This is a genomic window from Synechococcus sp. A15-28, assembly GCF_014280175.1.
Taxonomy (GTDB): Bacteria; Cyanobacteriota; Cyanobacteriia; order PCC-6307; family Cyanobiaceae; genus Parasynechococcus.
The window spans coordinates 2,068,070-2,079,627 of sequence record NZ_CP047931.1; the positions used below are offsets into that span (position 1 = coordinate 2,068,070).

An 11,558-nucleotide genomic window follows, 5' to 3' on the forward strand; every position below is an offset into this window, starting at 1 on the left:
CCGATGAAGGCGATGATCCTGGCGGCCGGAAAGGGAACAAGGGTTCAACCGATCACCCATGTGATCCCCAAACCGATGATCCCCATCCTGCAGAAACCCGTGATGGAGTTTCTGCTTGAGCTGCTGAAGGAGCACGGCTTCAACGAGGTGATGGTGAACGTCTCCCACCTGGCTGAGGAGATCGAGAATTATTTCCGCGATGGGCAGCGCTTTGGGGTGGAAATCGCCTATAGCTTTGAAGGGCGGATCGAAGACGGTGAGCTGATCGGTAGTGCCCTGGGTTCCGCCGGTGGTCTCAAGAAAATCCAGGATTTCCAGAACTTTTTTGACGACACCTTTGTGGTGCTTTGCGGCGACGCGCTGATCGATCTTGATCTCACCGAAGCGGTGCGCCGCCACCGGGAGAAGGGCGCCCTGGCCAGCCTCGTGACCAAGCGTGTCCCCAAGGACCAGGTCAGCAGCTATGGCGTTGTGGTCACCGATGCTGAAGACCGGATCTCCCACTTCCAGGAGAAACCCAAGGTCGAAGAGGCCCTGAGCGACACGATCAACACCGGCATCTACATCTTCGAGCCGGGGATTTTTGACCACATCCCCTCCGGTGTCTCCTTCGACATCGGCTCCGACCTCTTCCCCAAACTGGCCGAGCTGGGGGCTCCCTTCTATGCCATTCCCATGGATTTCGAATGGGTGGACATCGGCAAGGTGCCTGATTACTGGCAGGCCATCCGCAGCGTTCTTCTTGGGGATGTGCGTCAGGTGGGCATTCCCGGCAAGGAAATTCAACCCGGGGTGTACACCGGTCTGAACGTGGCAGCCAACTGGGACAAGATCAACGTCAGCGGCCCTATCTACGTGGGCGGCATGACCAAGATTGAAGACGGAGCCACGATCGTTGGGCCAACGATGATCGGCCCCAGCTGCCACATCTGTGAAGGGGCTGTGGTCGACAACTCGATCATCTTCGACTACTCCCGCATCGGCGCTGGGGTGCAGCTGGTGGAGAAACTCGTCTTCGGCCGCTACTGCGTGGGCAAGGACGGCGACCACTTCGACCTGCAGGAAGCAGCACTCGACTGGTTGATCACCGATGCCCGCCGTCAGGACCTGGTGGAGCCTTCACCCCAGCAGAAAGCCATGGCGGAACTGCTTGGAACGGAACTTACCCAGGCAGCGAGCTGACTCCAGCCTGATCGAGCACCAACGGGATCCGTTCCTCGGCTTTGATCGCCATCAGGTGAACCCCCTGGACGATCCCCAGATACCGCTTCACCTGTTCCGCCGCGATGGCCACCCCTTCCAGGGCTGGGTTGTCCGCCGATTCCAACCGCTCGATCAGGGTCTCCGGGATGCAGGCTCCCGGCACGACGCGATTGATGAATCGCGCATTTTTGGCTGACTTCAGCAGAAACACACCCGCCAGCACAGGCAGGTTCATCGGCCCCGCCAGTTCAACCTGAAACCGCTCCAGTGCCGCAGGGTCCATCACCATCTGGGTCTGCACAAAACGAGCACCGGCCTCCTGCTTGCGTTGCAGGCGGCGCTGCAGGCCACTCCAGCTGCGGGAATGAGAGTCCGCCGCACAGCCAGCGAACAACGTTGTCGGACCATCCAGCAACTCAGCCTTCACCGGATCCTTCCCTTGGTTGAAGGCCTTCACCTGACGCAGCAGTTTCACCGACTCAAACTCATTCACCGGTCGGGCATCCGCCTGATCGCCAGCCCTCACAGGATCACCCGTGAGACAGAGCAGGTTGTGAATCCCCAGGGCATGGGCCCCCAGCAGATCCGCCTGCAGCGCCAGCCGGTTGCGATCCCGGCAGGCCATTTGCAGTACCGGCTCCAGCCCCCGATCCAACAGAAGCCGACAGACCGCCAGGCTGCTCATGCGCATCACCGCACGACTGCCGTCGGTGACGTTGATCCCATGCACTCGCCCCCTGAGGTGTTCGGCCATGGCGAGCGCGTGGGAGGGGTCTCCCCCCCTGGGAGGCATCACCTCCGCTGTGATCGCCTGCTGACCGGACTCAATCGCGCGTTGGAGCGCCGTCGCCAAACCCTGAACTGCCGATGGGGCCCACTATGCAGGATCAGATCATCCAACGGCACTACCATGGGCCGAAAGGGGGGTTGAGGCCCATGTCCAGCAGCGATCCAAGTGATCCCCTCAATATTGCCCTCTCGGCTCGGGAGATTGAGATCATCGAATTGGTGGCCGAGGGTCTCACCAATCAGGAGATCGCTGATCGGCTGACCATCAGCAAACGCACGGTGGACAACCACGTCAGCAATGTGTTCACCAAAACCGGCTCGAAAAACCGCGTGGCCCTGCTGAACTGGGCGATGGACAACGGCAAGATCTGCCGGGACGGCTTCAACTGCTGTGCCCTTCCAGATGCCGACGGCCCCGAATGATCACCCCCGGCTGAGCTGGATCGGGGAGGTCTTGGAGTGAGCTGGGGGCCAGCTGAATCTGGAACAAGGCGGCGTATTCGACGCAGGCTTCCAGGCTGGAACCGACAAAGCGCAGCATTCCTTCCCGGTCGTACAAACCCACCATCGGCGTCACGCCAGTACAGGCAAATCTAAAGCAAATCAAAAGAGACTTCCAGGCTGGCTCAGGCAAAACCGAACGCCTCTCGCTCCGCCAGGGGCCAATCCTGCAGAGGCCGCCGGGCCAGGGCTGCATTGGACCAACGACCATCCCCGGTGATCTCGCGCCCGCACCAGGCCGGAATCTCAAGCGCTGTCTGCGCAGACGGCAATTCCACCTCCGCCAGCAGCAGCGGGCCATTGCGTCCTGCAAACTGATCCACGACCCAGTCCCCACCAACCAGCGACAGGGCAAAACGGGTCTTCTCCAGACGATGGGGAGCCAGGGTCCACAGCGACTCGGCATCCGAAACCGGAATGGCGTACTCGAATTCATGGCGCACCAGCCCGATGGCGTCAGCGGCCGCCTTCAGGGTCAGCCAGGCGGCCTCTACGCCACGCAGACGAACACGCACCGTCACCCCATCGGCGCTGGCGGCCAGATAGCCCTGGCGCAGCGGCTGGGGCGCTCCAGCCAACGATCGCCAGCCCTCACCGGTCAGGAGAAAGCGTCGTTCGATTTCGACAGCCACGGCTCGCTCAGTTATGGGACGGCTGGGCGGCCATCAGGCTTCCGGCCCAGTGCAGCTTGGAGGCCACAGTGCGGTAATAAGAGGGGCTCTGGTTCAGCTGCACCATCTGGGCATGGTGGCGTGCCTGTTGCACCACGCAGCACTCGCCGGGTTCCAGCACCGTGCAGCCAACCCCGTCCTTCCACAGCTTGACCCGGTGATCCCCCGCCCCGAGGGGCCAGATCACCAGACGGGCCCGCGGCGGCACCACCACCGTGCGGCTGGAGAGGCTCATCGGACAGATCGGAGCCACCACGATGGCGTCGATGCCGGGATGCAGGATCGGGCCTCCCGCGGCCAGGGCATACCCCGTGGAACCGGTGGGCGTGGAGAGGATCAACCCATCGCCGCGGATCTGGTCCACCACTTCCCCATCGATCTCCAGTTCAAGGGTGCAGGTGGGTGAAATCTCGTCGCGGTAGGCGCGCAGATAGAAGTCGTTGAGAGCCCAGTGATGCTCTTCGTCGTCCTCAAGATCAGGCTGCTGAAGAGGCGCTGGTGCGTTCGCCCGTTCTTCAGCGCTGCGGCGATCCACCATGGCCTGAAGCATCATCCTCCGCTCCATGGCGTACTGATCGTTGACCAGTCGCTGCCAGATCTCATTGCCCCGGAGAACACGGCGATCGTGGGTGAGGAAGCCGAGATGGCCCCCCACATTGATGCTGAGGATGGGAATGTCGTACACCGCCAGGTGACGGGCGGCCCCAAGAACCGTGCCATCACCGCCGAGGACCACCGCCAGATCCGGCAGTTGCTCATGGGTTGCCAGCAGCCCGGGGAATGGATTGACGCGGGCCCCTGACATGGCGGTGGTCACCTCACTGCCGAAGGCCTTCAGCTCCTTGGCACATTGACGGGCTTCACGCTGAGCCGGTTGGCTGTCAGCCCGATAGATCACCCAGACCCGATCGAGACGCATGGCCCCTGTGGATGGTTACCAGCGGAGCAGATTGAACTGTTCCATGTCGACGGTAACCCTGTTGCGATAAAGCGACAGCAGGATGGCCAAACCCACGGCGGCTTCAGCAGCAGCCACGGTGATGACGAAAACGGTGAACACCTGACCGCGGATCAGATCGCCATCCACATAGGAGGAGAAGGCCATCAGGTTGATGTTCACGGCATTGAGCATCAGCTCGATACTCATCAGCACACGCACGGCGTTGCGGCTGTTAATCAGCCCCCAGACGCCGATGCAGAACAACATCGCGGCCAACAGCAGAAAGGCCTGAAGCGAAGGGAGTTGGGATAAAAGCTCGGTCATCGTTCAGAGGTCAGGAAGAAGGACGCTCAACCAGCAGCGGCGTGCGGGATTTTTCGATCAGGCCCTGATCAGCGGCTTCACCGGTGACGACGTCTGTCGCCAACACATCCCGGCGGGCCAGGACGATGGCGCCGATCATCGCCATCAGCAGCAGCACAGAGGCCACTTCGAAGGGCAGCAGGTAGTCGGTGAACAGGTGCTCACCGATGCGAGCGGTGGCCTCTTCACCAACGGCGGCAGGACCGGGCAGGGCCCATGGGGTGGTGACCACAACCCGCACCAGTAGGGCCAGCAAGCCCAGACAAACCCCGCCGGAAACGGCCCGACGAACGTTCAAACCGGCGATGGCCTTGAGGTCTTCCCGCTTGTTCACGAGCATGATCGCGAACAGGATCAGCACATTGATCGCCCCGACGTAAACCAGGATCTGGGCAGCGGCGACAAAACTGGCGTTCAGCAGCAGGTAAAGACCGGCCACGGCCATGAATACCCCTCCGAGCAGGAAGGCGGAATAGACGATGTTGCTGAGCAGAACGACCCCGAGCGCCCCGGTCACCACAACCGCGGACAGCACCAGGAAACAGATCACCTCTGTGGTGGTCGCAATGCTCATGCGTCGCTCTCCTTGGCGTCACCGCTGGATTGTCCCTCATTCTTGGCCGCAGCCTTCGCGGGAGGGGCCAGGGTTTCCAGCACCTCAGAGGGAAGCTTTCCAGCACGGGGGCGATCATTCGCCACACCATGGGGATCGATCTCGCCGGCGGGAAGGTAGGCGAGCTCACGCAGGGGCTGCACCGAAGGATCGGTGGTCACGCTGGTGGGCAGCCTGCCCAGAGCGACGTTGTCGTAGTTGAGGCTGTGACGATCAAATGCCGCCAATTCGTATTCCTCGGTCATCGAAAGGCAGTTGGTGGGGCAGTACTCCACACAGTTGCCGCAGAAGATGCAGACACCGAAATCGATGGAATAGTTGCGCAGCTCCTTCTTCTTGGTGGCCTTGTTCATCACGTAATCGACCACCGGAAGGTTGATCGGGCAGACCCGAACACAAACCTCACAGGCGATGCATTTGTCGAACTCGTAGTGAATCCGGCCGCGGTACCGCTCCGAAGGGATCAGCTTTTCGTAGGGGTACTGCACCGTCACCGGACGGCGTTTCATGTGGTCAAAAGTGACCGAAAAACCCTGGGCCAGGTTGCGCGCGGCATCCACGGCATCCCGCGTGTAATCACCAACCTGTTTGAGAAATCCGAACATGGCGAGAAGCCTGGAAGAGAAGGAGGGTCAGGTCACCGAAACCATGATGGCCGGTGCAGCACGATCCAGAGGGATCAACCGCCGAAGGCCACAGGAAACGCCAGTTTGAGAGCAGCGGTCACCAGCAGGTTGACCAGGGACAAGGGCAGCAAGAATTTCCAGCCAAGATCCAGCAGCTGGTCAATGCGAACCCGGGGGGTGGTCCAGCGCAGAAGGATGGCCACAAACACCAGCAGATAGGCCTTCAGCACCGTCATCACGATGCCGACGGAACCGGTGATCACCTGAACGACCGGGGCATCGATCGGCTGGTTCAACCAACCCGCCAGCCATTCAACGGGGATCGGGAAGCCCCAGCCCCCCAGATAGAGAACGGAAACCAGAACCGCCGACAGCACCAGGTTGATGTAGCCCGCCAGATAGAAGAGGGCGAACTTCATACCGGCGTATTCGGTCTGATAACCCGCCACCAGTTCCTCTTCGGCCTCAGGAAGGTCGAAGGGCAGACGTTCGCACTCCGCCAGCGCACAGATCCAGAAGATCAGAAACCCGACGGGTTGGCGCCAGATGTTCCAGCTCAGGATGCCGGCGCCGGTCTGCTGACCGACGATGTCGACCGTGCTGAGGGAGTTGCTCATCATCACGATGGCCAGCACCGCCAGCGCCAGGGGAATTTCGTAGCTGATGGATTGGGCTGCAGCCCGCAGACCTCCCAGCAACGAATACTTGTTGTTGGACGCATAGCCACTCATCAGCAGACCGATGGGCTGAATGCTGCTGAAAGCGATCCAGAGAAAAATGCCGACGCCGACATTGCTGATCAGCAGGTTCTGACCGAAGGGAATGATCAGCCAGGAGATGATCACCGGAATCACCACCAGCACAGGACCGATGGTGAACAGAAGGCTGTCGGCACGGGCCGGGATGATGTCCTCCTTCACCAACAGCTTGAGGCCGTCCGCCAGTGGCTGAAGCACCCCCAGGGCACCGGCGTACTCAGGTCCGATCCGCTGCTGCACTGCCGCGGAGATCTTGCGCTCCAGCCAGACCGACACCAGCACGCCGACCACGGCGGCCACCAGCACCAGGAGCATCGGCAGGGGCAACCAGAGCAGCCTTGCGGCCTGTTCCGACAGGCCCAGACCCTGCAGTGCCTGGCTGAAACTCAGTTCAAGGTCCAGTCCCGGACTCACCATGGTGTCGACTGAAGTGCCTGCAACTTAAGCGGCCGAAGCGGATGCTCGCTCGTCCATGGGCATCCACGCGCGTGGCTGGGACCCCGAATAGATCTGCGATGGGCGAAAAATGCGGTTGGCCCCGAGCTGTTCACGCCAGTGGGCCAACCAACCGGCGACCCGAGCGATGGCGAAGACCGGCGTGAACAGATCCCTGGGGATGCCCAGCTTGCGGTACACAAGCCCGGAGTAGAAGTCGACGTTGGGGTAGATCCCCTTGGGCCCCAGCCGGGACTCCGCCTCCCGCTCGATGGCCACCGCCACGTCGTAAAGGTCGTCGTGGCCAAAGCGGGCGAACATGTCTTCCACAAAGGCCTGAAGAATCACTGCCCGGGGATCCTTCACCTTGTATTCCCGGTGGCCGAAACCCATGATCTTGCTTTTGGCGGCTATGGCCTCATCGAGGAAGGCGCCAGCTTTTTCGGGGGCTCCGACCTCCTCCAGCATCGCCAGAACGTCCTCGTTTGCCCCACCGTGCAGGGGCCCAGCCAGGGTGCCCACCGCGGAAGCCACCACGGCGTAGGGATCGGTGAGGGTGCTGGCGGTGACGCGGGCGCTGAACGTACTGGCGTTGAGGCTGTGCTCGGCATGGAGCATCAGGCAACGGTCGAAGATGCGGGCCGCCATGGGGTCCGGCTCACGCTCAGTGAGCATGTAGAGGAAATTTGCGGAATAGGCCAGATCGTCGCGGGGCTGAATCGGATCCTGGCCCTTTCGAATCAGCTGAAAGGCCGCAACCATCGTGGGAATCTTGGCGATCAGCCGCACCACCGCGTCGTAGACGTACTGGGGGTCGTCGATGGCGCGACGGGAATAGAACAACCCCAGGGATGCTGCGCTGGATTGCAGGGCATCCATCGGATGCCCACTGGCGGGGAAGCACTTCATCATGTCCCGCACCCGGAAGCTCACCCGTCGGTGCATCTGCACAGCGTGTTCGAACTCCGCCAGTTGATCGCGGCTTGGCAGTTCCCCCAAGATCAACAGAAAGGCGGTTTCCAGGAAGCTGCTGTTCGCCGCCAGGTCCTGAATCGGGTAGCCGCGGTAGGTCAGCAGGCCCTGCTCGCCATCGATGTCACAGATGGCGGACTGGGTGGCCGGTACACCGTCCAGACCGGGTCGGAGTTCGATGCCTGTCCGCGCATGGCGCAGGTCCCCTGACTGCTGCTGAGCCACCGCCGCTTCGTCACTAATGGCAAACCTAAGCCGGCCGGATCAGATTCCCCTGGTGCCCTGCAGCAGTCCGGGCCGCAGCAGGGCCTCGAGCGACCAGCCCCCAGGTCTGGATCGCAGCTGCACCAGACCGGCCTTTCGAATCCGCAGGGATCCGGGCGGCAGCCTCAGAAGGTCGCAGGCCAACAAGCCCAGGTCCGGTTCATGACCCACCAGGGCAATGGAGCCACTGTGGTCGTCGAGCAACGCAGCGACCAGTCCGCCGGGGCAGAGCCGGTCGTCGCTGTCCAGCACGGGGGCCAGACCGGCCTGCAGCGCGATCTGTGCGGTCTCCAGGGCACGGACGTAGGGACTGGTCACCAGTCGATCCATTCGTAAACCACCTGCCACCAGAGCCTCCATCACCGCCTGGGTGCGGCGGCGCCCCCTCTGCGTCAGCGGCCGGTCAGCGGCATCGCGCCCCTCCACTCGCGCCACGGCGATGCCGTGGCGCAGCAGCACCAGCTCATCCAAGCTCGAGTCGGGCATGCAGGGGGAGAACAGAGCTCCCCTCATCCTGACGATCCGCCTCCAGGCTCAGGCTGAGCCCCTGAATCCGTGACTGCAAGGTCTGTCCTGCCATGGCCTGCAACAGGGACCAGGGCTGCCATTGCGCCAGAACAGCGCGGGCTGGCGTTGAGGCCAGCATCAGGGACTGGACCGGAGCGGACTGGAGACGACTGAGGTTGCGCCACTGGTGCAGGCGTGGCTCGAGAGCCCGAACGTCCTGCCGTTGCGTCAAGGCCGGCAGGGTCTCTGCCCACCAATCGCGATCGTTATCCGTTGATCGCGCCAGCGCCAGGCTGGCTTCCACGCCGGCACTGCGGCCCCGTTGCCGCGTCAGCCGTGTCCACACCTGAATCGATTCGCCATCACCGCTCAGATCGGACTGGGCCAGCCCCTGGGCCTTGAGCTGGTCATCCACCGCCGACAGATCCGGTTCGTCATGGCCGCTGGCCAACAGCCAGCCCTCGTCTTGTTGCTGCCACAGCAGGGGGCCCTCATCCAGCTCCAGCACGGCCAGGGCCGCCGGCTGCTGAGCAAGTCGCTGCTTGAGCACAGGCCCGAGCCACTGCGCCAGAGGGTGACCTTCATCCGGGTCGAGCAGGCGGTGTGGGTTCTGCAGCTGGGCCATCAGGCTGGCGCGACCACCGGAACCACTCACAAGATCCCGCTGAACAGGCCAGGGTTCGGCCTCGATCGTCTCCTGCCAACGCAGGCGACCCTCCATCAGCAGATCGGCGTTCTCCGCCTGCAGGGCCGCCACCATCCCCTCAAGTCCACTCAGGGCCGTAGGCAGGTCGAACCAGCGCCGCAACGCCTCGGGGGAGGCCGTCAGCAGGGCCACCCCATGGTCCAGCTCAGCCATCTCCCGCCCCAGCTGCTCATCGCCGAGCTGATGCTGCTGCTGAAGCTGAGAGACATCCAGAACCCGCTCCAGCACCCCCCGCCCGGAGGCCAACAGCACCAGGTCTTCGTCAATCAGGGCCGACGCCAGAGGCTGCGGTTCCCGACCCACCAGGGCACCACGGCCGCTGATCAGTCCCATGCCCCGATAGCTGCTGATCTGCAGATCGGTGCCCGCCAGGCTGCGGGTCTGCCAGAAGCGTTGCAGAAAACGGCGGGCGCCATCGCTGTCGCTGCTCGTCAACGCCAGCACCCAACCCGGCGTATCGCTGGCATCCAGAAGGGTGAGGCTGAGTTCCGGCCCCACCCAGCCAGCGAGTTCAGCGTCGAAGTCGAGCCCCGCCAGCGCGAAGGCACCATCACGCCACTGACGCATTCCATCCCGTGCCGCCCGCCGCTGACGCGGAGGTGCCACCGCCTGGGCATAGGCCGGCAGACGCGCAGTGTCAGCCAGCCAATGCAGCGACAGGGCCGCATTGCGGGGGACGAAACGGGCCGCCCGTGGCAGGTGCAACGGTTGGTCCACCAGATGGAGCGGACTGCGCCGTTCCAACCCCCAGAGCAGGCCGGTGGTCACCAGCACCAGGGAGAGCACGGCGGCGGCCAGAGCCGTCAGAAAGGAGCGGGCCTGCATGGGCCTGCGAAGTCAGATGACGTCATCTTTGTCCATCGCCGCAGAATGGCGCCATGGAATCGACCCACCCACGCCCGATTCAAGCCCGGGATCTGCACGCCTGGCTCCAGGACGACCGCCCCGATCCCCTGCTGGTGGACGTGCGGGAGGACGCGGAACTGGAGCTGGCCCGCTTCCCCGCGGAGGTGCAGCACTGGCCTCTGAGCCGATCCGACGCCTGGCTGGAGTCCGTCCCCCAGCAGCTGGCGAATGACCGTCCTGTCGTGGTGATCTGCCATGCCGGTGTGCGCAGCCTCCATTTGGGTTTGTGGCTGCTGCAACAGATGCCTGAGCTGGAGGTGTGGAACCTTGAAGGGGGTATCGATGCCTGGAGCGTTCACGTGGATCCGTCGGTGCCCCGCTACTGATGAAGCCTCTGTCCCCCAGGCAACAACAGGTGCTGCAGGCCACGGTCAACCACTACGTGGACACGATGGAACCGGTGGGCAGCCGCACGCTGGTGCAGCGCTTCGGCATTCCCGCCAGCTCCGCCACGGTTCGTTCAGCGATGGGGGCACTGGAAAAACGGGGTCTGCTGACTCAGCCCCACACCTCAGCCGGCCGCATCCCCAGCGCCCTTGGTTATCGCCATTACGTCGACGACCTGCTGCCGGAACCGGGGGTCGCCGTGCAGCACCTGGAACGGGAAATCACGGGCCTGAGCCTGCGCTGGGCGGCCCTGGATGACCTTCTCCAGCAACTGGCCCGTCGCTTGACCGACTTCACCGGGCTGATGAGTTTGATCACCCGCCCGCAGCAACCCCGAGCGCAGCTGGAGGCCATCCGTCTGGTGCAGAGCGGTGATCGTCTCCTGGTGATGCTGGTGGAGGACAGCGGCCTCGCCAGCCATCTCAACCTGCGGCTACCACCGGGAGCCGGCGATGAACTGACGGCCATGGAACGCTGGACCGATCAACAGCTGGAGGAAGGCACCCTCAACTGGCAATCCCTGCCACCCCATCTGCAACGCAGCGGCAACGTGCTGCGCAGTGCCCTCGACCACCCCTCCATGTCCCCCGAGACGCCCCTCGTGGTGCATGGGCTCTCCAGATTAGTGGCCGAACCGGAATTCCACACCACAACAGAGCTGCGACCACTGCTGGAGTTGATCGATGACCAGCCCTGTGCCGTGGTCAGTGCCACCGATCAACCGGGGGTCTGGATTGGGGAGGAACATCCCCAAAAGGCCCTGCAGGCCTGTTCAGTCGTCCAGGCCCCGTACCGCTGCGGCCAGGAAGGAGTGGGTCAGGTGGCCTTGGTGGGACCGATGCGGATGACCTATGCCACGGCCCACGCCGCCGTCCAGCGGGTGGCCCGCCACCTCGATCTGCTGCTCTGCTGAGCCG

At 63.3% G+C, this 11,558-nt stretch carries 15 protein-coding genes; 4 read left to right on the forward strand and 11 right to left on the reverse strand.

The genetic code is table 11. The annotated features are described in order from the left end of the window. The first annotated feature begins 3 nt into the window (after positions 1-3). Positions 4-1,182, forward strand: coding sequence for a nucleotidyltransferase family protein (locus SynA1528_RS11770; protein WP_186586899.1), 1,179 nt, complete (start codon positions 4-6; stop codon positions 1,180-1,182). Here the strand turns inward: SynA1528_RS11770 and SynA1528_RS11775 are convergent. Continuing rightward, the gene (locus SynA1528_RS11775; RefSeq protein ID WP_186586900.1) at positions 1,163-2,056 is read right to left on the reverse strand and encodes a methylenetetrahydrofolate reductase; all 894 of its coding nucleotides are present in this window, start codon (positions 2,054-2,056) and stop codon (positions 1,163-1,165) included. The two genes, SynA1528_RS11770 and SynA1528_RS11775, sit on opposite strands and share 20 nt — an antisense overlap. A gap of 83 nt (positions 2,057-2,139) precedes the next feature. Here SynA1528_RS11775 and pedR point away from each other — a divergent pair, with 83 nt between their 5' ends. After that, complete coding sequence (pedR, locus tag SynA1528_RS11780) at positions 2,140-2,415, forward strand: photosynthetic electron transport-dependent transcriptional regulator PedR (protein ID WP_186586901.1); 276 nt, start codon at positions 2,140-2,142, stop codon at positions 2,413-2,415. Here the strand turns inward: pedR and SynA1528_RS11785 are convergent. The 10 genes from SynA1528_RS11785 to SynA1528_RS11830 all read right to left on the reverse strand — a co-directional run bounded on the left by SynA1528_RS11785 (position 2,375) and on the right by SynA1528_RS11830 (position 10,173). After that, a complete protein-coding gene (locus SynA1528_RS11785) occupies positions 2,375-2,560 on the reverse strand; it encodes a hypothetical protein (RefSeq protein ID WP_186588463.1) in 186 nt (61 codons plus the stop codon). The two genes, pedR and SynA1528_RS11785, sit on opposite strands and share 41 nt — an antisense overlap. A gap of 58 nt (positions 2,561-2,618) precedes the next feature. After that, positions 2,619-3,125, reverse strand: coding sequence for a CYTH domain-containing protein (locus tag SynA1528_RS11790; RefSeq protein WP_186586902.1), 507 nt, complete (start codon positions 3,123-3,125; stop codon positions 2,619-2,621). A gap of 7 nt (positions 3,126-3,132) precedes the next feature. Then, on the reverse strand, positions 3,133-4,083 hold the full coding sequence (locus SynA1528_RS11795; RefSeq protein WP_186586903.1) for an NAD(+) kinase: 951 nt from the start codon (positions 4,081-4,083) through the stop codon (positions 3,133-3,135). Between the two features lie 15 nt (positions 4,084-4,098). Then, positions 4,099-4,428: an NADH-quinone oxidoreductase subunit NuoK gene (gene nuoK, locus SynA1528_RS11800; RefSeq protein ID WP_186586904.1), complete on the reverse strand. Its 330-nt coding sequence runs from the start codon at positions 4,426-4,428 to the stop codon at positions 4,099-4,101. A gap of 10 nt (positions 4,429-4,438) precedes the next feature. After that, entirely contained in the window at positions 4,439-5,041 is a 603-nt protein-coding gene (locus SynA1528_RS11805) for an NADH-quinone oxidoreductase subunit J (RefSeq protein WP_186586905.1), read from the reverse strand. Beyond that, the gene (ndhI, locus tag SynA1528_RS11810; RefSeq protein WP_186586906.1) at positions 5,038-5,685 is read right to left on the reverse strand and encodes an NAD(P)H-quinone oxidoreductase subunit I; all 648 of its coding nucleotides are present in this window, start codon (positions 5,683-5,685) and stop codon (positions 5,038-5,040) included. The genes SynA1528_RS11805 and ndhI overlap by 4 nt, the downstream gene beginning before the upstream one ends. Positions 5,686-5,759: 74 nt before the next feature. Next, positions 5,760-6,878 (reverse strand): NADH-quinone oxidoreductase subunit NuoH, encoded by a 1,119-nt coding sequence (gene nuoH / locus SynA1528_RS11815; RefSeq protein ID WP_186588465.1) that lies wholly within the window; start codon positions 6,876-6,878, stop codon positions 5,760-5,762. Between the two features lie 27 nt (positions 6,879-6,905). Continuing rightward, positions 6,906-8,096, reverse strand: coding sequence for a citrate synthase (locus SynA1528_RS11820; RefSeq protein WP_186586907.1), 1,191 nt, complete (start codon positions 8,094-8,096; stop codon positions 6,906-6,908). A gap of 39 nt (positions 8,097-8,135) precedes the next feature. After that, the gene (locus tag SynA1528_RS11825) at positions 8,136-8,621 is read right to left on the reverse strand and encodes a SixA phosphatase family protein (RefSeq protein ID WP_186586908.1); all 486 of its coding nucleotides are present in this window, start codon (positions 8,619-8,621) and stop codon (positions 8,136-8,138) included. After that, positions 8,599-10,173, reverse strand: a complete 1,575-nt coding sequence (locus SynA1528_RS11830) for a DUF3352 domain-containing protein (RefSeq protein ID WP_186586909.1) — start codon at positions 10,171-10,173, stop codon at positions 8,599-8,601. The genes SynA1528_RS11825 and SynA1528_RS11830 overlap by 23 nt, the downstream gene beginning before the upstream one ends. A gap of 53 nt (positions 10,174-10,226) precedes the next feature. Here SynA1528_RS11830 and SynA1528_RS11835 point away from each other — a divergent pair, with 53 nt between their 5' ends. Beyond that, positions 10,227-10,580 carry a rhodanese-like domain-containing protein gene (locus SynA1528_RS11835; protein ID WP_186586910.1) on the forward strand — a complete coding sequence of 118 codons (354 nt, stop codon included), beginning with the start codon at positions 10,227-10,229 and terminating at the stop codon, positions 10,578-10,580. After that, on the forward strand, positions 10,580-11,554 hold the full coding sequence (gene hrcA / locus SynA1528_RS11840; protein WP_186586911.1) for a heat-inducible transcriptional repressor HrcA: 975 nt from the start codon (positions 10,580-10,582) through the stop codon (positions 11,552-11,554). The genes SynA1528_RS11835 and hrcA overlap by 1 nt, the downstream gene beginning before the upstream one ends. Positions 11,555-11,558: the final 4 nt, after the last annotated feature.